Genomic DNA, 21,546 nt, shown 5'->3' with positions numbered 1-21,546 from the left:
AATTTTCTATTTACCTGCAAATTTGTATCTTGCGCCCTCTAAAAAAAAATAAAAAAGTAATAATACTATGGGATTAATGACATTTTTGCGCAACCGAGCTGGCTATATTCTAGTTGGAGCGATTGCTTTTGCAATTATTGCATTTATAGTTGGTGATGTAATCAACACTGGTAAGCCATTTTGGGCAGCTTCACAAAGGGTAGTTGGAACCATTGATGGCGAGGATGTGAGTATTGATCAATTTACACCAAAGGTGGATCAAAGCGTTGCGCAATTTAAACAACAATACGGTGGAGCAGTAAATCCACAAATGCAGGCTATGGCAGTTGATAATGCTTGGCAAGCTGAGGTAGCAAATGTTCTTTTGAAGAAGGAATATGCAAAGTTAGGCCTAACCATTTCTGGTGATGAATTATTTGATTTATTACAAGGAAAAAATCCAAGCCCCCTCATTCTTCAATATTTTGGCAACCAACAAACTGGTCAGTTTGATCGTGCAGCTGTAATTAGCTCGTTAAAAGCACAAGCTAAAGATCCTAAGTTAAAAGAGCAGTGGGATTTATTGCAGATGGAAGTCGAAAAGCAAGCTTTGCAGCAGAAATATGCAAATTTAATTCGTAACTCTGTATATGTAACTTCACTCGAAGCCAATGACGAGTATATTAACCGCAATAAGTTAGCAAACTTTAGGTATGTAAGCTTAAACTACAATTCTATTTTAGATGCAGCGGTAAAACCTAGCGATGCCGATTTCCAGTCGTATTATGATGAGCATAAATCAGTGTTTGATAACAAAATAGAAACACGAGGATTTGAGTTTGTTAATTTTAGTGTGCAACCAACTGCAGCTGATTCTGCTGCGGTTAAAGCTCAAGTGGCTAAATTGGCCGCAGATTTTAAAATTACCCCTAACGATTCATTGTTCGCTGTAAATAACTCTGATGTAAAAGTTCCTTACAGCTACATTTCAAAAGGTAAATTAGATCCAGCTATCGATTCTGTAATTTTTAACTATCCAGCAGGAAGTTATTATGGCCCAACATTATCAGGTAACTCCTATAAATTGATTAAAGTTATTGATACGCGCTTTTCACCAGACTCGGTAAAAGCTAGACATATCTTAATTGATCCAGCTAAAGTTGGCGGTGATGATGTTGCCTTTAAATTGGCTGACTCATTAAAAACCCTAATCTTAAAGGGTGGAGATTTTAGCGCCTTAGCAAAAAAATTCAGCGTAGATGGCTCAAAAGATACAGGCGGCGACTTAGGTACATTTGCACGTGGCGCTATGGTTCCAGAATTTGAAGATGCTGCATTTAACGGCAAATCGGGCGATTATAAAATCGTAAAATCACAATTCGGTATCCATTTGTTAAATATTATGAAGCAAGTTGGTTCCTCTAAAGTAGCTAAACTGGCTTATATAGAAAAATCATTGTCCCCTAGTTCTAAAACAAGAGATGCGGCTTATAAAAAAGCAACAGCATTCTTAAACGAAGTAAAGGCAGATAATTTTAGTGATTTAGCAAAAAAATACGGTTATGTTGTGAGTGTAGCAGAGAAAGTTACCGCTTCACAAGGTTATGCTTCTGGGTTGGATAATCCACGCCAGTTAATTCGAGCAGCATACGATGCTAAAAAAGGTGATGTACTTCCTGAAGTATTTACAATGGACAATGGTTTTGTGGTTGCTCATGTAACTAGCGTACAACCCAAAGGTCAATTATCATTAGAAGATGTTAGAAAGCAAATTGAAGGTGCTGTAATTACCACGATGAAAGGTAAGCTTTTAAGCGAAAAACTTAACAAGGCACTAGCTGGAGCATCTAGCATCGACCAAGTAGCGCAGAAGGTAGGTCAGCCAGTTACCCCACTTCAAAATATCGTTTTTGCTAATCCGGTTATTCCTGGCGTAGCTCAAGAAAATAAATTAGTGGGTGCTATTTTTGGTTCACAAGTAGGAAAACTATCGAAAGCAATAGAAGGTGCTACTGGAGTTTATGCTTTTGTAGTTGATGCTTTTGCTAATCCTGCGCCACTTGGCAATACCTTTAAGCAGAAACAAACCATGATCGAAGGCATTGCTCAACGTTCGTTAGGCTCTGCATTCCAAGCTTTACAAGAAAAGGCGGATATAAAAGATAACAGAGTTAAGTTTTATTAACAACTATTTGACACTTTGACAAATTTTTTAAGTTTGTCTGTAGAAAGCAATGATTAGTTTCATTGCTTTTTTTGTTTTGAAATCCGTTATTGCGAGCTATGAAGCAATCTTTTATGAATATTTATTATTGATTACATCGTGTGGTACAATAAGTTTTTGTATTTGCAAATGTTATAACTTTGTGTTAACTTTAAATATGATTATCAAGGTTCGTAAAATCGGAAACTCTACAGGGATTATACTTTCTAAGAGCATAATTGAACAATGTGCTATTAAAGAAGAAGTAAAAATTGAAGTTAAAGGAGATTCTATTATCATCAGACCGGTACAAAAAAAACCAAGAGAAAACTGGGAAGAAAGTTTTATCAAAGCAGGGTCATTAACTGATCAATCTATCATTATTTCAAATATTAGCAATAATTTTGATGATGAGGAATGGACATGGTAGTAAATAGATTTGAAGTATATTTTGTGCAATTAGATCCTACGATAGGTAACGAAATCAGTAAGGTAAGACCTTGTGTAATAGTTTCTGCAAAGGAGTTAAATCGGTCATTAAATACAGTAATGGTTGCCCCATTAACTTCAACCCTTCGGAATTATCCAACTCGAATAAATTGCTTTGTTGATGGTAAAAGTGGGCAAGTGGCCCTTGATCAAGTTAGGACGATAGATAAGAAAAGGTTATCGCGTAAAATTGCTCTACTTGATCCAAGCACAGGTAAAAGGATTATAGAAAACCTTATCGAAATGTTTAGTTAATTTAATACTATGGAAATTCAAGAAAACATCATTAATAAAGTAGCGAATAGTGGTTTAGTTACCTTAAACCTTGAAGAATATTTTCATAAAGGTGAACGGGTAGTGTATGATATTAAAGACAATCTATTTCATGGCCTTATTTTAAAGGAGCAAGATTTTAGGGCCTTTATTAAAGAGCACGATTGGTCGCAGTATCAAGATAAAAATATAGCGATTATTTGTAGTGCAGATGCCATTGTGCCTACCTGGGCATATATGTTGTTAGCCAATAAAATGAAGCCCTTTGCTAATGAAGTGGTATTTGGGGGACTAGAAATTTTGGAGGCTGTATTGTACACGAAAGCATTAGCTAAAATAGATTTAACTGCCTATGCGGGAGCTAGAGTGGTGGTTAAAGGATGTGCCGATATTGATGTGCCTGTTTCGGCTTATGTAGAAATTACAGCTTTACTTACACCTGTAGTAAAAAGCATCATGTATGGCGAACCGTGTTCTACGGTGCCAATTTTTAAGAGGAAAGATTAGTTGAGTTGTGGGTTTTGAGTTGTGGATTGCGGGTTTGGGTGCTTAAACTCTTAGTAAGGTAGGCGTCCTGTCTAAATAATAACTACTATGTACTATAGAATTGGTTTACTTTTTGCATAGCTAACTCGTATGAGAACACAAATGATTGTACTGGTGCTAGGTTTGGTTAGCCTAGCTAGTTATGGGCAGCTATTACCTCAAAAAAAAGAGCCCATATTTAATGAAGGAGAGGTTTTGGAATATAAATTAAAATATGGATTTATAACTGCTGCCGAGGCAACAATTAAAGTATTGGCTACAGATTTAAAATTTGATAATAGACCAACCTATAGATTGGTGGTAGACGCACAAACTTCAGGAACCTTTGATTTTTTTTATAAAATTAGAGACCATTACGATTCGTACATAGACAAAACTGATTTAACCCCTTATTTCTATCAAGAAAATATTAGGGAGGCTAGTTATCGCCGCCAAGATAAAGCTCGATTTTATCAAGATAACAAGAAAGTAGTGGCTACTAAGGGCACCTTCGCTACACCAACAACACAAACTTTCGATTTGGTATCGGCATATTATTTCTCTAGAAGCTTAGACATTTCTAAATTAAAGGTTGGAGATAAGTTTAAACTTAATTATTTCTTGGGAGACGAGATTTCGGCGTTGGAAATTCAGTATGTAGGTAAGGAAATGATAAAGAGTAAATTAGGTAATTTAAATTGTCTTAAATTTAGCCCCTCAATTAAACCAGGGCGTATCTTTAAAAAAGATAGCAGGTTATATCTCTGGATTACGGACGACGGTAATCGGGTACCTGTAAAAGCAGAAGTAGAGATCTTGGTGGGCTCGGTAACCATGGAGATAAAATCTGCATCTGGGTTGAAATATCCGATAGGGAAGGGGTAAAGGGGTATTTTAGTAGTTAGTATTGGGTAGTTAAATTGGATGCTATATACTAATTAGGTAATTCCCTCTTAAACCGTTAATTTTGCGCTACAATGATCGAAGTTCAACATACCCTTGTGCACGAAGAAGTAATTAGCGAAAGTTTTGTGTGTAATTTAAATAAATGCAAGGGAATTTGCTGTATAGAAGGCGATGCTGGTGCACCCTTGGAAGTTGCAGAAACGGCTATTTTGGCCGAAATTTACCCCAAAATTAAGCATTTATTAGCGCCAAGAGGAATACGCGCAATTGAAGAGCAGGGCACATCGGTTATCGATGCCGATGGCGATTTAACTACCCCATGTGTAGATGGGAATAAGGAATGTGCATATGTAACCTTCGAAAATGGAATTACAAAATGTGCAATAGAAAAGGCATATGAACAGGGGTTAGTAGATTGGAAAAAGCCAATTTCTTGCCATTTGTACCCCATCAGGATTACCAGTTACCCTGAATTCGATATTCTTAATTATGATCGTTGGCATATTTGCAGCGATGCATGTACTTTTGGAAGAGAATTAAAGGTGCCTGTTTACCAGTTTTTAAAAGAGCCTCTAATTCGTAAGTATGGATTAGAGTGGTATACTGAGTTGGAAGATTCGGTGAAAAACAGATAATTTAGTAGTAATGGAAATACAAGAAACTGGCCTTAAAGACTGCCTTATCATAAAACCTACGGTGTTCAATGATGCCAGAGGATACTTCTTCGAAAGTTTTAATCAAAAAACCTTTGAAGAAAGTACTGGCCTTTCGGGCAAATTTGTACAAGACAATCAATCTTATTCTTCTTATGGAGTGATAAGGGGCTTACATGCACAGGTTGGTGAGTATGCGCAGGCAAAGTTGGTCCGTGTACTGCAGGGCGAGGTTTTAGATGTTGCTGTTGATGTAAGGCCCGGTTCGCCAACCTATGGCAAACATATTTCAATACGGTTAAGTGCTGAAAATAATTTACAATTATACATACCAAGAGGATTTTTGCATGGGTTTTCTGTTTTGAGCGAAACGGCAGTTTTTTTCTATAAATGTGATAATTTTTACCATAAAGCATCAGAAGTGGGTGTAAGGTATAACGACCCTATGCTTAATATCAATTGGGAAGTACCTGCAGCACACGCTGCCATATCAGAAAAGGATTTACTTTTACACTCTTTTGCATCCTTAACCAATGGCTAACCTACTAATTATTGGCGCCGCTGGTCAACTCGGCCAGTGCTTAAAAGCGGTTGCCGATAAAAGACGAATTTCCCTTTTACTACCTTCTGAGCAAGAGGCAAACCTACTTAAGCCCGCTCTTCTGGCTTCACTTTTTGCAAAAGAAATGCCCAGCCATGTCATTAACTGTGCAGCCTATACTGCAGTTGATAAGGCAGAAGATGAATATGAATTGGCGAAAGCAATTAACGAAACAGGTGCTGCTAATTTAGCTGAAGCATGCAAGCGCATTGGCGCAACCTTGGTTCATGTTTCTACAGATTTTGTGTTTGCTGGTGATGTGGTAAAATTGTTAAAAGAAGATGACCTAGCTAAACCTATTAGTGTATACGGACAAACTAAATTAGACGGCGAGTTGGCAATTGCCACTATTTTAAAAGAGTTTTATATTTTACGAACCAGTTGGCTATATTCTGAATATGCTAATAATTTCGTGAAAACGATGTTAAAATTGGGGGCCGAAAGCGATGAACTTGACATCATTGCCGATCAAGTGGGAAGTCCGACTTATGCTATCGATTTATCAAATGCTATTTTCGATATTATTCTATCTGGTAACAAAGCATACGGAACCTATCATTACAGCAATGAGGGTGTAGTTTCGTGGTACGATTTTGCTACGGCTATTTTCCAACTTAGCGATATTACCATAAAGCTTAATCCTATTCCAAGTGCTGCTTATCCAACAAAGGCTAAACGACCACCTTTTTCAGTAATGGATAAAAGCAAAATAAAAAGTACCTTTAACCTAACTATTCCCTATTGGAGAGATAGCTTAGCAATGTGCATCGAAAGGTTAAAAACCCAAAAAACCAACCAACCAAAAATATGAAAGGTATTATCTTAGCTGGAGGCAGCGGAACCCGTTTACATCCATTAACCTTGGCGTGTAGTAAGCAAATGATGCCGGTTTACGATAAACCCATGATTTATTATCCCTTGTCTACGCTAATGTTGGCGGGTATTAAAGAAGTTTTAATCATTTCTACACCACATGATTTGCCAAATTTCGAGAAGCTTTTGGGCGATGGAAGCTCCATAGGTTGTACATTTTCTTATGCCGTTCAGCATGAACCAAATGGATTAGCTCAAGCTTTTGTAATTGGAGCAGATTTTATTGGGAAGGAAAAAGTAGCCCTAGTTTTAGGCGATAATATTTTTTATGGTGATGGAATGGCGAAGTTACTACAAGCGTGCTCGGATCCCGACGGTGGGGTAGTATTTGCCTATCAAGTTTCTGATCCCGAACGATATGGTGTTGTGGAATTCGATGAGTATCAAAATGCGATTTCGATCGAAGAAAAGCCATTACATCCTAAATCAGATTACGCGGTACCAGGTCTGTATTTTTACGATAATTCGGTAGTCGAAATTGCAAAGAACATCAAGCCATCCTCTCGTGGCGAATACGAGATTACTGATGTAAATAAGGCCTATTTAGCGCAAGGTAAGCTGAAGGTAGGTGTGCTTAATCGGGGTACAGCTTGGTTAGATACCGGCACATTTACTTCATTAATGCAAGCAGGGCAGTTTGTACAGATTATAGAAGATCGTCAAGGCTTAAAAATCGGGTGTATCGAAGAAATTGCCTACAGAATGGGTTTTATCACGGCTGATCAGTTAAGAGCTATTGCTACTCCCTTGGTAAAAAGTGGGTACGGAGAATATTTGTTGAGGATAATAAAGTAACACCTGCTGCCGTTAAAGTAAATAATAAGCATTTAAAATTCCTCTAAACAAATATTGTCTATCTTTGTTTTTTGTAACAAGAATATATCCAACACCTTTGAGAAGATACTCCCGTTTATTATTTTTAAAGATTTTTTTGCTTTTTGTTTTTTGCATGCCATGTGCGGCACAATACAATTTTTACAAGTTTAGTGTTGGGGCTGGTGCAGGTATAACATATCCCTTTTCTGATACCAGAAACGCTAATTATTCTTTTGCAAACCAGCTCATTGTCGATTATTATTTTACGCCTTACATTCAAACGGGTGTCGAATTCCAATTTGGGAACATGCGTGGTGGTTTATATGATCGGAGTCATTTTACCAATAACTTTCAGTTAATTTCTTGGAATGCTAAAATGCAACTTGGGCAATTTTACGATCGATACGATCGGTTAACCGTACTTACCTCTTTGATGAGGGGTTTATATGCAGGTGTTGGGGTAGGCGTTATTCAAAATAATGTAGAGGCTTACTTGTTTGATCAAGACAATCCTGATGGTCTAAAAATAGAAAGTGTAAACAGTGATCTTATTTTTCCCTTCCACGTTGGTCTTAATTTTTATTTCCGAGATTTTCATGGACGCGACCGCTGGGAGCTCAATTTTAATATGCAATACGTAGCCATGATGGCCGATAAGTTAGATGGAGATCTTAACCCGAGAAGTAATTATAATGATGTTTATAACTATTTTTCGTCGGGTATTCGTTATAAATTTGGGTCCATTGGCTTAGATCAGCGAAGGCAACGGGTTAGGTAGCAAATTAAGATTTATTGTGTAACTTTGGGTATATTAACATTAATCAATGAAAGTTGCCCTTATAACTGGAGTTACTGGCCAAGACGGTGCCTATTTAGCTGAATTTCTTTTGAAAAAAGGCTATATTGTACATGGCATTAAAAGAAGAAGCTCTCTTTTTAATACCGATCGTATCGATCACCTATATCAAGATCAACACGAAAATGATGTGAAGTTTACCTTGCATTATGGGGATTTAACCGATTCTACGAATCTGATTCGGATTATTCAAGAAACACAGCCAGACGAAATTTATAATTTAGCGGCAATGAGCCACGTACAGGTGAGTTTCGAAATGCCAGAATATACGGCAAATGCCGATGGCATAGGTACATTACGTTTATTAGAGGCTGTTCGCATTTTAGGCCTACAAAAAAAGACAAAGATATACCAAGCTTCTACATCCGAACTTTATGGCTTGGTACAGGCCGTACCCCAGAGTGAAACAACCCCTTTTTATCCACGCTCCCCTTATGCGGTAGCTAAAATTTATGGCTATTGGATTACTGTAAATTATAGAGAAGCCTATGGTATGTTTGCCTGTAATGGAATTTTATTCAATCACGAAAGTCCGTTAAGGGGGGAAACTTTTGTAACCCGTAAAATTACCAGAGCAGTAGCTAAAATAGCGTTGGGCTTGCAAGGGTGCCTTTATTTGGGTAACCTTTCAGCACAGCGCGATTGGGGTCATGCAAAAGATTATATCGAAGCCATGTGGTTAATTTTACAACAAGAAAAAGCCGAAGATTTTGTAATTGCTACTGGAGTAACTACTACTGTACGCGATTTTGTAAAAATGACATTTGCCGAATTGGGTATTGAGGTAGAGTTTTCGGGTAAGGACGAAAATGAAAAAGGAGTAATTATCGATATCGATAAGGAATGCTTACAACGCTTGGGGCTTAATGCCGAGAATTTTAAATTGGGAACAACTGTGGTAAAAGTAGATCCTAAGTATTTTAGACCTACGGAGGTAGATTTACTCTTGGGCGATCCAACAAAATCGAAAACCCAGTTGGGTTGGGTGCCAAAATATGATCTAGCGGCTTTGGTTAAGGATATGATTCTATCCGATTTAAACCTGATGAAAAAGGATGAGTATTTGAAAGATGGGGGATATAAAACGTTGAATTATTTCGAGTAATTGTGCTTCTTTTTCTCAATTTTCCCCAGGGCTAAAAATTTATTTTCAATTGGCCGATGAATTTATCGTTAATGCTAGTATTAATATCTATATTTCCGAAAGCAAATTAGAATTAGCGACTTGAATTTTTTTCTTTGGATTAAAGTTTGCGTAGCTAAATCGTACCTAACCCTCACCGACCATGAGCAATAAGCTTTCTACTTGCAAACAATGTGGTAACGATAATCTGTATTATCAAATGCCCACCAGTCTAATTCTTAAAGTGGCAGCCATCCAAATTTATTGGTGCCATAAGTGCGATTCTAAAAGTTATTTCTGGGCTTGGAATTTTACGAAAGCCTATTAGCTTATCGTATTAAATTTTCATTTTTCAGTAATCCACTTTCTGCCAATCGTGTAAAGAACTTACTCGATGGAACTTGTTTTAAGGTTTCTAAGTGTTTTACATGATGAATATCCGTGCCAATGAAATCGATCATGTCTTTCTCGATTAATTTTTCGGCAATTGCTCTGATGTTTTTTCCGTAATGATCGGTTAGCGAGAGTGCGTTTACTTGTAGCTCTACGCCCATTTCTTTGATGCGGGTGTAGTAATTAAACTGTTTGTGAAAAAATAAATAGCGTTCTGGGTGTGCCAATATGATTTGATATCCCTTTATGCCGAGATCGAAAATCTGCTCTTCAAGGTCGTGCGGCCTGGCAATCTGGCTAAATTCTATTAACAAGCGATTGCCCGGCAATGGCAACACTGCACCAGCAGCCACCTGGCCCTGAAACTGCTCGTCTAAATAATATTCTGAAGATAGGTTGATGGAAATTCCCTCAGGCAATTTGCCGTTCAGCAGCGAAAAACCTTGTTGCAAGGTTTCGGCAGTATTTGGATGGATGTCTTGTAAAGTGTGTGGAGTGGTATACAACTGTGCAAAACCAAGTTCTTTTAAGCCCGTAACGAGGTTAATGCTATCGGCAATATCTTTTGCGCCATCGTCTACACCGGGTACTAAATGCGAATGCATATCGGTACCAATGGCCGAAAAATCTGAATTTTTGCTTCGCTTTCGAAAAAATAACATTTTAAAGTTTGTAAGGCGATATTTAGGTAATTATGGGGAAATTGTACCCCGCTTATTAGTCTCAGCCGATAATTATTTATCGGAATTATATGCAAGATAGTTATTTTAACACAGAAATAAAATGCGTAGCGGAAGAAACCATTTGCAAATAATTCTCGTAAACATAATTGGAGTGATTTTTGTTCAAAGAACATACAAATTAAATATGAGTTATAAAGATAATAAATGTCGGAGATGTAAAAGTGATTTTCACTATCAGGTTCCTCGAGGGTTTCTGTTAAAGACTGTGTTCAGCTTTTTACCTATTCGCATTTATTGGTGTCCTCGTTGTACAACAAACAGGTACGTTTGGATAAGCAAATAATTCCGTATCTTTGTTTATACACGATAGCTGCCATTACATGAAGTTTAAAAAATTATATCTATTTCTTTGTTTCATCACTTTTTTCGTAGTTAAACCGGCCTTGGCTCAAACTAATTATGCCGATGTTAAAGTAGATGATTTAACTGATTCCCAGATTAAACAGCTGATGCAACGTGCCGAGTCTATCGGTTATGATGACGCGCAATTAGAGCAGATGGCTGCTGCGCAGGGCATGAAAGATTCGGAAATCAAGAAATTACGCATTAGGGTAGAGAAAATAAGAAAAATGGAGGGCGATCAAGGCGCTCCAACAACAAATAAAGCCCCCGATCGTTCGCGAACATACAACAATCAATCAGATACCACCAAAAAGGGTGAAAAGGAAAAGTTAACCTCGCCAAAAGACGAGTTTCGCCTAGAAATTCAAGAATTGTTTGAGGGTTTAAAGCCTAAAATTTTTGGGTCAGATTTGTTTAAAAATGGCAACATTACGTTCGAGCCTAATTTAAGAATGGCTACACCAAAGAATTATATTATCGGCCCAGACGACGAGTTATTGATCGATCTTACCGGCGACAACGAAAAGGACTATCAATTAAAGGTTAGTCCGGATGGGCGCATACGCATGGAGTATGTTGGTTTAATTGCGGTAGGCGGGCTTTCGGTAGAGCAGGCTGCAGCTAAAATTAAGCGAGAAATGATGGCAACTTACCCTGCCATGCGTACCGGTAGAACCCAGGTTTCTATTAATCTGGGTAACATCAGGAGTATCAACGTAATTCTAACGGGCGCAGTGGTAAAGCCAGGCACTTATACATTACCTTCATTAGCTACCGTTTTTAATGCTTTGTATGCCGCCGGTGGGCCAAGCGAAAATGGTACTTTTCGTAACATACAGGTTATTCGTAATAATGAAGTTATTCGTAGCATCGATACCTATGATTTTTTGATCAATGGAATTCAGAAGGGAAATATCCGTTTGCAGGATCAAGATGTTATTCATATTCCAGTTTTTAAAACGCGCGTTGAGGTTACTGGTGAGGTAAAGCGATTTGCACTTTATGAGTTGGTAGAAGGAGAAACCTTTGCTGATGTTTTAAATTTTGCAGGTGGTTTTAGTAGTGAGGCTTATCGTGCAAAGGTTAAAGTGTTGCAAAATACGAATACTGAACGTCGCATTGTAGATATAGATGCCAGTACCTTCGAGAAGTTTAAGCCTACTAATGGCGATAAGTTTGTGATTGAGCCTATTTTAAATCGGTTCGAGAACCGTGTAAGTATTGAAGGAGCAGTATTTAGGCCAGGATCATTTGAACTCGATAAGGGCTTAACCTTAAAGCAGCTTATAAAAAAGGCAGAGGGTTTAACCGAAGATGCTTTTTTATACAGGGGGTATATTAACAGGTTAAATGCAGATAATAGTGCAGGTTTAATTTCTTTCGATGTTTCGAAAATCTTAGAGGGTAGCGTTAGCGATATTCCTTTGAAACGAGAAGACAAGGTAATTATTTCGTCTATTTTCGATTTGCGCGACGAGTACAAGGTGGCCATTCAGGGCGAAGTACGCGAGCCAGGAGATTACGATTTTTCTAGGCAGATGAAATTAGAAGATCTTATTCAGATGGCTGGTGGTTTTAAAGAAGGGGCAACACCAAATCGTGTTGAAATATCAAGAAGGGTAAAAAATAGTGATGCAAATGCAAGGGGTGCACGTACTGCCGAAATCTTTATTGTTAATGTAGATCAAAATCTAAAGGTGCTCGATCAAAAGTTTGTGTTAGAACCCTTTGATATTGTATCGGTTCGCAATGCAGAGGGCTATGCGATACAACAACAGGTAAAGCTGGAGGGAGAGGTTTTAACACCGGGCTTTTACACCATTAGTCGTAAAGACGAGCGGATCTCTGACCTGATTAAACGGGCTGGAGGCTTAACCAGTTTGGCTTATGCCGATGGGGCTTCGTTAAAAAGGCCGGGTAACGAGAATAACAGTGCAACCAATAAAAATGCCATCAACAATAAGGAAGAGGAAGACAAGAGACTATTGAACTTAAAGCGTGTTCAACAGTCAGGTGTAAAAGATACCCTTTCGTTGGCGGTAGAGAAAGAATTGCTCCAGTCTGATTTAGTGGGGATAGATTTAAAGAAGATTTTAATGCAACCTTTGGGCACTTGGGATTTGATTGTGGAAGATGGAGATGTAATTCGGGTGCCTAAAATGCTTCAAATTGTTAAGGTTACCGGTGAGGTGCTTAACCCCAATGGCATTGTTTATCGAAAAGGAAAAGGCTTAAAACAATATATCCATGGTGCAGGTGGGTTTACGACCAATGCACTAAAAAGAAACGTCTACATTAAATATGCCAACGGCTCGGCAGAAGCGGCGAACCGGTTTTTGTTTTTTAGAAGTTATCCAGATATTAAACCGGGGGCCGAGATTTTTGTGCCTAAGCGTGCCGAGCGCGAACCCATGACCACGCAAGCATGGATTGCAATAAGTACAGCTGTTGCCTCAATGGCAGCGCTTATTATTACTTTGTTCAGATAAGTTATGAGCTCATTAAAGGGAACCCTACTTATTTTTAGCGATTGGGCCACTTATTTAAAGGCCAGGTTTAAAACCATTTTATTGGTTGCCATTGTTGCAGCTCTATTGGCCTTGGTATATGGTTATTTTAAAAAGCCGATGTATACGGCGTCTACTTCTTTTGTGCTCGAAAATGGTGGTAGTGAAGGAGGTGGTTTAGGACAGTACCTTGGTATTGCCTCCATGATTGGTATCGATGTTGGCGGTGGTGGTGGCGTTTTTAATGGCGATAACATTTTCGAATTGTATAAATCGAGGCAGATGATTCAAAAGGCACTGCTAAGTAAATTACAGGCAGATAGCACCCAGCTACTGATTGATCGTTATCTGCAATTCACCAAAATTAAGGGTGCAGATGTATCTTTTAAAACGCCAAGTTTAAGTCGTTTGCAGGATAGCATCCTAAGCGAAGTGGTGTTAAAAATTAACAAGTACAATTTAAGAGTGGGTAAGCCCAATCAACGTTTAGATGTAATAAGGGTAGATGTGAGCTCAAAAGACGAACTTTTTGCCAAAGAGTTTAACAACCAGATGGTAAAAAATGTAAACGATTTTTATGTTCAAACCAAGACCAAAAAGGCGCTAGCTAATGTAAAGATCTTACAACATAAAACAGATTCGGTAAGGGCGGTAATGAATGGAGCTATTTCTAGCGTTGCTCAGGTAAACGATGCTACCCCAAACTTAAATCCTACCCGGCAAACGCAACGCATGGCGCCTGTACAACGTGCTCAATTTACTGCCGAAGCCAATAAAGCGGTACTGGAAGAGTTGTTAAAGAATCTCGAACTCTCGAAAATTAATTTAAATAAAGAAACCCCCTTAATACAGGTTATCGACGAGCCCGTGTTTCCCTTAGAACGAGAAAAAATTTATTTATGGGCATATGGCCTAGGGGCCTTTTTGGGTACATTGGCATTTATGACTCTTATTTTACTGCTTCGAAAAACAGTGCTGGAGAAATTACGTTAGGTAAAATGGAGATTGTAGTCATCAATACCCTATTCCTTGGCTTTGTTATCCTTTTAAAGCTTAACAAATTAATGGGGTTTTCAGCTACACTTTATTGTTCGGTGTGGGGAATTACCATTTATCTTTTAGCTATTCTAAGTCCACTTTCATTGCCTTTTATGACTTATAAGAGTATTGCAGTAATTTATGGACATTTTTTTTGCTTAGTAGCGGGCGCAATGTTTGCCTATTCTTTTTTTGAAAAATCTTTCAGTTTTCAATGGATTTCTATTCCCAGTAAGTATTTATTTTATGGTTGCTTAATTATTGCAGGTTTTGGAATTTTAATGATGCTGTACACAACCGATGTGTTAACATTTTACATACAAAACCAATTAGCCGAATTACGTGGAGACTTGTTAGGTCAAAAAATTGTGGTCAATAAATATTATAAAATAATGGGTAATATGGTGTATCCATTGGCAGTTATTGCCCCTGTTTATTTTTTCAGAAAAAATCGCAACATTCTTATTTTAATTGTGGTGGTAGTATTAGGGGCACTACTCTCTTTCTCTAATGGTGGTAAAGGTAATTTGTTAATTGTAGTTATACTCTTAGTTGGGGGTGTAACTTATATGTGTATTCGCGAAGGGCATGCTGTTCCACTTGTTTTAAAGGGATCAGTTATCTTACTCGTAGTCGTACTTGTTGGCTTTTTTTACCTGATAGGAGCTACCCGTTCCGAAGCTAAGGATGGTTTTTCGTTGTTGGATTCGGTGGAGCTTATTAACAGATATTTCGCGAGTTCAATTCCGTCATTTTCCCAATGGATAGAGATTAACAATGTGCAATGGGTTGATTTTAATATTGATCAACTTTCTATTGTAAGAGAATTTGCGAGCATAGGTGGCATTACTATTCCACGCACTATCGATCAGCAGATTGTAAATATTCCTCATCCATTTAATGTTTTTACGGCATTTGCCGATTCACTAGCTGCTTTTGGTTATATAGGGTCACTTATCTATTATCTGTTAATTGGTGTTATTGTAGGACTAATAGATCGCATTGATAAGGCACCCTTCTTATTTGGTGTTTTCTTTTTATTTAGTTGCTATAGTTTATTTACTGATATTTTCTTTTATATGATAGGTACTTGGATTTGCTTATTTTTTCATTTTATGTTTAAACTCGATCAAGACAAATTAAATGCTGATGAAAGATAAGACCTTAGTTCTAATTACTTCGGCACTTTTTATTGGACCTAAAGGTGAAATATTAACAGCGCCAGCGGCTCATCGATTAAAACGCCTACATAAAACAATATCGGCTGTTACTCAATTAGGCTTCGATCACATTAGAGTATTGGATAATACCATTCCAGCTACATTTAAACTAGATTTTGTAAAGATTGCCACATTAAGTACTAGCCCAATTTCTTTTGCAGATAATGAGTTTGAATTAAATGGTCCCTCACGATTAGAGACTGTGCTTTTAGGTCAAAGCCTTGCTTACCTAAAGCCGCTATTAGTTAAGTTTACGCATATACTTAAACTTAGTGCGGGTTATGAAGTTAAAAACCTTCAACCTATTTTAGCAAAGGCACAAAACGGGGTAGTTTTTAGAATGGGAAACCCTTTTCGTACAAAGATTAAATTTTGTTTAACTAGCTTTTACATTTTACCGGTTACTCATTTTGCTAACATGTGTGATTTTTTTTTAGATAACTTAGCCGATATGTCAAATACAAAGCCTTTAGAATATTATCTGTATTGCTTTGTACAACAGGTTCCTCATCGCTTTATTAAGGTACCTTATCCTAGGCTCGATGCCGACTTTTTATCATCAGGCCGCAGTACTGCCGATTTCGACTATCGATTAAAAGAAAGTGTATTTAAATTTATCGCTAAATTTGGCTTTTATGCGTATCAATTTAAAGGATGAAGAATATCGTTATCTTAATTGGAAGTAGATTAATAAATGGCGTTTTTGGTCTTTTGTTGTTTCTATTACTTAAAAAAGTAATCGATAATAACAGATACGATCTTTTTTCGAGCAGTTATGCCAACCTTACCTTGCTTTCTGCCTTTGCAGGGGGTGTGCTGGCAGGATTACTTTTAAAGAATGCCTTTCAATTCGGTACCGCTCATCATCGTTTGGTTTATTTTTATACCGCCTTTTTTGGGGTGTTAATGATAATTCCTATCGAGGTAGCCTTTTATATCAATGCCTTTTCCCAGCTTACGCGGTTTACGGTGTATCTATTCATGTTTAGCCATTTGTTGTGTGCAGTGGTGTTGGTACATCTTCAATTAAAGCAAGCTTTTACTCAAATGGCGGGTGTCGAAATTAGCCGTACCTTAATTCCTTTACTTATACTAGCCATTGGCTTTACGTCATTAAGCGTTAATACCGTAATGTTACTTTTAACCTTTGGCAACGTAATTGGTATTTTTTACTTTATTCGGGTAATGTTATTAACCTACCCAGGTAAGCAGCTTGGTATTGTTGAGTATTTGCATGCTAGGTTACGGCCTGACTTAGCTTTTGGCTTTAGTTTTGGATCATTTAATGCGTTGGCACAATTTGTGATTGCTAACGATAGGAGCATGATTGTATCTCAAGCTAGCCCGCAAAGCGCTAATATTGCCTACACTGCTGATCAGTTGACCAAGGTGGGTAATGGTGTACTATTTCCATTAAACACCAAAGTTTCGAGCGAGCTTGGTGGCTTAATTAGGAGTAATGAAATTAAAAAATTTCATCGCCAGCTTAACACCTATACTTGGTTAACGTTGTTGGGTGGCATTGGAATTACTCTCCCTATTTATGCGTGTACCTGGGCCTTCAGCGACTTTAAACTGCTAAACGACTTAAATAGAAATGCCATTTTGTATTATGGTTTTGCCAATGCTATATATTTGGCGTGCTTAATTTACCAAAAGCGGTTCGACTATACTAAGTATAAATTATTACCTACCTTGCTACTTATGGCTGCTGCTGGCCTTGCTTTTGTAGCGATGCCTTTTTTCGTAAGCGTAAGTTATTTCTTTTTAACGGCTATTGGCTTTGGTTTACTTTTAACTGTGGCTGGGGTAGTTTTACCAAATGCCAGCTTAGCACTCGATAAATGATAACACTATTAGTAAATTCATCTGATAATTTTGAAGATTGTTGGGATCCTTTTTTTAAGCTGTATACCGAATACTGGAGTTCAGCAAACCTGCCGATCGTGCTCAATACTGAGTTCAAAACCGACTACACCTATGGCCATTTACCCATTCGGTGTAGCGCAGCCAACGCCCGAAATCCCGATCGGAGGCTTACCTGGAGTGAATGTTTAATAAATGCCTTACATAAAATTGATACCGATTTGGTATTGTATATGCAGGAAGATTATTTTTTGGAGAAAGAAGTCTGTGCCGAACTGGTAAACGATATGGTGAATACCATGTTAGCCGATAAAAGTATCAAATATATTGGGCTCACTCATTTGGGCAATTTTCCGCCTTTCGGTGCCTGGGATGGCGACCGTAGGCTACAAAAGGTGCTCAACACACGATATCGGGTATCAACCCAAGCTGGCATCTGGCGAAAAGAGACGTTGCTAAGCTACCTTAAGCCAGAAGAAAATGGCTGGATGTTCGAAATTTTTGGTACGCAACGCGCCAAACGTCGCGATGATTTATTTTTAACAGTGCATAGAAAGCATGCGCCGGCACTTTTGTATACCCACACGGGTATAATTAAAGGCAAATGGCATCCCGCGATGCCAGCTTTATTTGAAGCACATAAAATTGAAATGGATTTTACCAAAAGAGGTATTTATAAAGAAAAGCCTTATTTACTGCGTAAATTAGAAACAGGATTAAAACTGGTTAAGAATCCATACGTGTTTTATAGAGGGATGAGAGGTAAATAATGAAAATTTGGATCATTAATCCTTATGGTAACATTCCGGGCGAGGGTTGGCGAACTTATCGCACAACGTTGATTGCTAATGCTTTTGTTGAAAATGGGCATCAGGTGGTTTCGTGGGTATCGAATATCCAACATCGTTCTAAAGAAAGACGAGCCGAAACCTGGAAAGATGTACAAGTAAATCCAAATTATTTAATTAAAATAGTTCCATCTGTACCGTATTCAAGCCATATTTCATTTGCGCGAATTCAATATGAGCGTACCTATGCAAAGAATTTAAGGGAAAGGGCGCTTGGTTTGGGTGAGTGGAGAAATGCGCATCTGGATGAACCTGATTTAATTATTTTGGCCGAGCCAGCATTATTTTTATCAGACATTATACTCGATGTGGTAAAGCAAAAAAAATGTAAATTGCTTGTTGATATAATTGATCTTTGGCCAGAACTCTTTTCAATTTTATTACCAAAGCGGTTTACTTTTATAGATAAAATTTTGTTCTTTCCTTTGTATTATAGAAGAAGGCAACTTTTAAAAAAGGCTGACGGTATTATTGCAGTTGCGAAAGATTATTTAAAACTAGCCTTAAAAGCAAATCCTCAGGTGCCTAACGATGTAGTATATTGGGGTTTAGAGGTGAGTGAAGTAAAAAGTTTAACTAGCAATGCTTTTGTAAGCCCATTATTGCAGCAGCTACAGAAGCAAGAGAACGAGATTTGGGTAGTGTATGCAGGTACATTAGGGCCTAACTACGATATTAAAACCATTGTTGCTTGTGCAAAGCTTTTGGCTAAAACTGCCCCCCATGTTAAAATTATCGTTGCTGGCGACGGCCCTTTGCGTAATTTGGTAAGCCACTCCCAAGCAAATCTTATATATGTTGGAAGTTTAACTAGTGCCGATGTAAGTTTATTGTACACCAAATGTGATATGGCCCTTTCTAGTTATGTAGGTGCGTCTACGGTATCGATGCCAATCAAGGCCTATGATTACTTGGCTTCTGGTTTACCTTTAATTAATTCTTTGGGGCGCGATTTAGGAACATTTGTGGTGCAAGAAGTGGTGGGTTTACCGTATCTTGCTGAAGATGTAAATTCGATGGCAGCCTCAATTCTAACATTAGCAACAGATAGCGAATTAAGACACAAAATGGGTGGTAATGCTTTAGCTTTGTCTGATCAGTTTGACGCAAAAATTCAATATCAGAAAGTGGTACAGGTTGCTGAACAAATTTGGCACTTAGTTTGAGATAGAAGCGCAGTGAGGAAATAAAAACATTGAAGGAAAGCTTTAAATAAATATATTTGACATATGCTAATCGAAGATTTATTGGAACTGGTTAAGACAGAATTACCCGAATCGAAGGATTTAATAACTGCAGATACAAATTTTAGACAATTAGAAGAATGGGATTCGCTAGCGGGAATGTCTATCGTAGTTTTATTGGAGGAAAATTACGATGTTTCAATAAGTGATAAAGCCTTTAAATCTTTTGCTACCTTTTCTGATATTTTCAACTATATCAAAGAACAAAAAGGGATATGAATGCCTATATTAATTATATAAGTTATTATTTGCCGAGCCAAACTTTATCAAATGCAGATATTGGCCGTGAGCATCCCGAATGGACAATAGAGAAGATTGCCTCCAAAACAGGAATTCATAACAGGCACCTGTCTGCTACAGATGAATTTGCTAGTGATATGGCCATTAAAGCAGCAGAAATGCTTTTTACTGAAAATGCTATAAATAGGAGTGAGATTGATTATCTTATTCTTTGTACCCAGAGCCCCGATTATTTTTTGCCTACCACCGCATGTATCGTGCAAGATCGTTTAGGTCTTCCAAATTCTACAGGAGCAATAGATGTAAACCAGGGCTGTTCTGGTTTTATCTATTCCTTAGGTCTAGCTAAAGGATTAATCGCTTCAGGTCAATCAAAAAAAGTTCTGGTTATCACTGCTGATACGTATACCAAATACATTCATCCGAAAGATAAAAGTAATAAAACCCTATTTGGAGATGGTGGAGCTGCCGTGTTAGTAACCAACGAGGCAATTGGACTGGGTGCTAAAGTAAATGATTTTGTATATGGCACTGATGGTGCTGGTTACGAAAGTTTAATTGTAAAAAATGGTGGTGTAAGAAATAAATTAACAAAGGACGTTGATATCTATGATGGAGAAGATTTTGTAAGGAACGACAACCATTTGTTTATGGATGGTAGAGCAGTTTTTCAGTTTACGAATACGGTTGTGCCAAAATTAATTCATGCTATTTTAGATAAGCAGGGTTTATCAATTGAAGAAATAAGCAAATTTGTTTTTCATCAAGCCAATAAATTTATGTTGGAAAAAATAAGAGCCAAACTAGCTATTCCCGAAGAAAAGTTTATTTTTAATTCGGCAGAGGTGGGTAATACTGTTTCTTCAACCCTTCCCATTTCTCTAAAAAAATTAATAGAGAATAAGGACATTTCAAATGGTGAGGTAATAGTTTTAGCTGGTTTTGGTGTTGGCTTATCCTATGGTGCAACAATAATAAACATTGAACAAGATTGAAAAAATCGATCCTATTAAAATTATATCTTACTTGGTTTGGCAGAATGGGTTCGTCATTGATGAGGCTAATTGGGGCTATTAATAGGCCGTTTATGGTTTATGGATATTATAACAAGGTTAAGAAAACGTTTAACTATAAAACTAGGATATCCAATACTGTAAAACTATTAAATAAGGGTGCTGCAGATATTAGTGATAATGTATGGATTTGGCATTATTCTATCATTGATGCTACTGGAGGGGTTGTTATTGGTGAAGGAGCGCAGATAGGTGCTTGGGTTGGGATATTTACACATAGCAGTCATAATGCAATTCGATTAAATGGCAGTAAATACTTCGAACAATCCGTAAATGAGCGTTTGGGCTACGCAATTGAAGGGGTCGAAATTGGTGCATATACATTCATTGGTGCATCTTCGATTATACTGCCAGGCGTTAAATTGGGTAAGGGTTGTATTGTAGCGGCAGGTTCTGTAGTAAATAAGTCATTTCCTGATTTCAGTGTGATTTCTGGGAATCCAGCTGTAGTTACTGGCAATACCCAAAAAATTGATAAGTTTTTTTTAAGAGAAGTATCGGATAACGAGAATTATTATAATCCTTAAGCTCTTTTTTTACAAATGCTCTCCTACTTTTGGCTATTTGCTGAAGATTTTTGAAGATGGACTATTAATATTAGGTCGCAAATCGTTAATATTGTTTACAGATGCACATAATAATATTCCGGTAAATCGGTTTTATCAATATAACAATTATATCTTTGTAAATCTTTGCAAGGTAAGCGAGAAATGAATTTATATCACAAGCAATTAA

The 21,546-nt window shown here is 37.6% G+C and carries 22 protein-coding genes; 21 read left to right on the top strand and 1 reads right to left on the bottom strand.

Features of this window, described 5'->3' with window-relative positions; genetic code table 11:
* The first annotated feature begins 67 nt into the window (after positions 1-67).
* The 11 genes from WG904_RS10570 (at position 68) to gmd (ending at position 9,279) form a co-directional block, all read left to right on the top strand.
* The gene (locus tag WG904_RS10570; RefSeq protein ID WP_339579278.1) at positions 68-2,164 is read left to right on the top strand and encodes a peptidylprolyl isomerase; all 2,097 of its coding nucleotides are present in this window, start codon (positions 68-70) and stop codon (positions 2,162-2,164) included.
* Between the two features lie 196 nt (positions 2,165-2,360).
* Entirely contained in the window at positions 2,361-2,612 is a 252-nt protein-coding gene (locus WG904_RS10565) for an AbrB/MazE/SpoVT family DNA-binding domain-containing protein (protein ID WP_339579277.1), read from the top strand.
* Positions 2,606-2,926, top strand: coding sequence for a type II toxin-antitoxin system PemK/MazF family toxin (locus WG904_RS10560; protein ID WP_339579276.1), 321 nt, complete (start codon positions 2,606-2,608; stop codon positions 2,924-2,926). Before WG904_RS10565 ends, WG904_RS10560 begins: the two co-directional genes overlap by 7 nt.
* 9 nt (positions 2,927-2,935) lie before the next feature.
* Positions 2,936-3,451, top strand: coding sequence for a DUF2480 family protein (locus WG904_RS10555; protein WP_339579275.1), 516 nt, complete (start codon positions 2,936-2,938; stop codon positions 3,449-3,451).
* Between the two features lie 129 nt (positions 3,452-3,580).
* Positions 3,581-4,354, top strand: a complete 774-nt coding sequence (locus tag WG904_RS10550; protein ID WP_339579274.1) for a DUF3108 domain-containing protein — start codon at positions 3,581-3,583, stop codon at positions 4,352-4,354.
* A 92-nt stretch (positions 4,355-4,446) separates the two neighbouring features.
* The gene (locus WG904_RS10545; protein WP_339579273.1) at positions 4,447-5,010 is read left to right on the top strand and encodes a DUF3109 family protein; all 564 of its coding nucleotides are present in this window, start codon (positions 4,447-4,449) and stop codon (positions 5,008-5,010) included.
* Between the two features lie 10 nt (positions 5,011-5,020).
* Positions 5,021-5,569 carry a dTDP-4-dehydrorhamnose 3,5-epimerase gene (rfbC, locus tag WG904_RS10540; RefSeq protein ID WP_339579272.1) on the top strand — a complete coding sequence of 183 codons (549 nt, stop codon included), beginning with the start codon at positions 5,021-5,023 and terminating at the stop codon, positions 5,567-5,569.
* Positions 5,562-6,440: a dTDP-4-dehydrorhamnose reductase gene (gene rfbD, locus WG904_RS10535; protein WP_339579271.1), complete on the top strand. Its 879-nt coding sequence runs from the start codon at positions 5,562-5,564 to the stop codon at positions 6,438-6,440. Before rfbC ends, rfbD begins: the two co-directional genes overlap by 8 nt.
* The gene (rfbA, locus tag WG904_RS10530; RefSeq protein WP_339579270.1) at positions 6,437-7,297 is read left to right on the top strand and encodes a glucose-1-phosphate thymidylyltransferase RfbA; all 861 of its coding nucleotides are present in this window, start codon (positions 6,437-6,439) and stop codon (positions 7,295-7,297) included. The genes rfbD and rfbA overlap by 4 nt, the downstream gene beginning before the upstream one ends.
* A 97-nt stretch (positions 7,298-7,394) precedes the next feature.
* Entirely contained in the window at positions 7,395-8,096 is a 702-nt protein-coding gene (locus tag WG904_RS10525) for an outer membrane beta-barrel protein (RefSeq protein WP_339579269.1), read from the top strand.
* Positions 8,097-8,142: 46 nt separating this feature from the next.
* Positions 8,143-9,279 carry a GDP-mannose 4,6-dehydratase gene (gmd, locus tag WG904_RS10520; protein WP_339579268.1) on the top strand — a complete coding sequence of 379 codons (1,137 nt, stop codon included), beginning with the start codon at positions 8,143-8,145 and terminating at the stop codon, positions 9,277-9,279.
* Between the two features lie 347 nt (positions 9,280-9,626).
* Here the strand turns inward: gmd and WG904_RS10515 are convergent, their stop codons facing one another.
* Positions 9,627-10,352, bottom strand: a complete 726-nt coding sequence (locus tag WG904_RS10515) for a tyrosine-protein phosphatase (RefSeq protein ID WP_339579267.1) — start codon at positions 10,350-10,352, stop codon at positions 9,627-9,629.
* A gap of 401 nt (positions 10,353-10,753) precedes the next feature.
* On the opposite strand from WG904_RS10515, the gene WG904_RS10510 reads away from it, so the two are divergent.
* The 10 genes from WG904_RS10510 (at position 10,754) to WG904_RS10465 (ending at position 21,338) form a co-directional block, all read left to right on the top strand.
* Positions 10,754-13,264, top strand: coding sequence for an SLBB domain-containing protein (locus tag WG904_RS10510; RefSeq protein WP_339579266.1), 2,511 nt, complete (start codon positions 10,754-10,756; stop codon positions 13,262-13,264).
* Between the two features lie 3 nt (positions 13,265-13,267).
* Entirely contained in the window at positions 13,268-14,275 is a 1,008-nt protein-coding gene (locus tag WG904_RS10505) for a Wzz/FepE/Etk N-terminal domain-containing protein (RefSeq protein ID WP_339579265.1), read from the top strand.
* Positions 14,182-15,480, top strand: coding sequence for an O-antigen polymerase (locus tag WG904_RS10500; protein ID WP_339579264.1), 1,299 nt, complete (start codon positions 14,182-14,184; stop codon positions 15,478-15,480). The genes WG904_RS10505 and WG904_RS10500 overlap by 94 nt, the downstream gene beginning before the upstream one ends.
* Positions 15,470-16,198, top strand: coding sequence for a hypothetical protein (locus tag WG904_RS10495; protein ID WP_339579263.1), 729 nt, complete (start codon positions 15,470-15,472; stop codon positions 16,196-16,198). The genes WG904_RS10500 and WG904_RS10495 overlap by 11 nt, the downstream gene beginning before the upstream one ends.
* Positions 16,195-17,388 carry a hypothetical protein gene (locus WG904_RS10490; RefSeq protein WP_339579262.1) on the top strand — a complete coding sequence of 398 codons (1,194 nt, stop codon included), beginning with the start codon at positions 16,195-16,197 and terminating at the stop codon, positions 17,386-17,388. The genes WG904_RS10495 and WG904_RS10490 overlap by 4 nt, the downstream gene beginning before the upstream one ends.
* Complete coding sequence (locus tag WG904_RS10485; protein ID WP_339579261.1) at positions 17,385-18,176, top strand: hypothetical protein; 792 nt, start codon at positions 17,385-17,387, stop codon at positions 18,174-18,176. The genes WG904_RS10490 and WG904_RS10485 overlap by 4 nt, the downstream gene beginning before the upstream one ends.
* The gene (locus WG904_RS10480) at positions 18,176-19,420 is read left to right on the top strand and encodes a glycosyltransferase (RefSeq protein ID WP_339579260.1); all 1,245 of its coding nucleotides are present in this window, start codon (positions 18,176-18,178) and stop codon (positions 19,418-19,420) included. The genes WG904_RS10485 and WG904_RS10480 overlap by 1 nt, the downstream gene beginning before the upstream one ends.
* A 63-nt stretch (positions 19,421-19,483) precedes the next feature.
* A complete protein-coding gene (locus WG904_RS10475) occupies positions 19,484-19,717 on the top strand; it encodes an acyl carrier protein (RefSeq protein ID WP_339579259.1) in 234 nt (77 codons plus the stop codon).
* Entirely contained in the window at positions 19,714-20,733 is a 1,020-nt protein-coding gene (locus WG904_RS10470; RefSeq protein ID WP_339579258.1) for a 3-oxoacyl-ACP synthase III family protein, read from the top strand. Before WG904_RS10475 ends, WG904_RS10470 begins: the two co-directional genes overlap by 4 nt.
* Positions 20,730-21,338 carry an acyltransferase gene (locus WG904_RS10465; protein WP_339579257.1) on the top strand — a complete coding sequence of 203 codons (609 nt, stop codon included), beginning with the start codon at positions 20,730-20,732 and terminating at the stop codon, positions 21,336-21,338. The genes WG904_RS10470 and WG904_RS10465 overlap by 4 nt, the downstream gene beginning before the upstream one ends.
* Positions 21,339-21,546: the final 208 nt, after the last annotated feature.

This window comes from Pedobacter anseongensis (genome assembly GCF_037482965.1).
Taxonomy (GTDB): domain Bacteria; phylum Bacteroidota; class Bacteroidia; order Sphingobacteriales; family Sphingobacteriaceae; genus Pedobacter; species Pedobacter anseongensis.
Note: the sequence above shows the minus strand (reverse complement) of the source record. Positions and strands in the feature narration are given on the sequence as shown.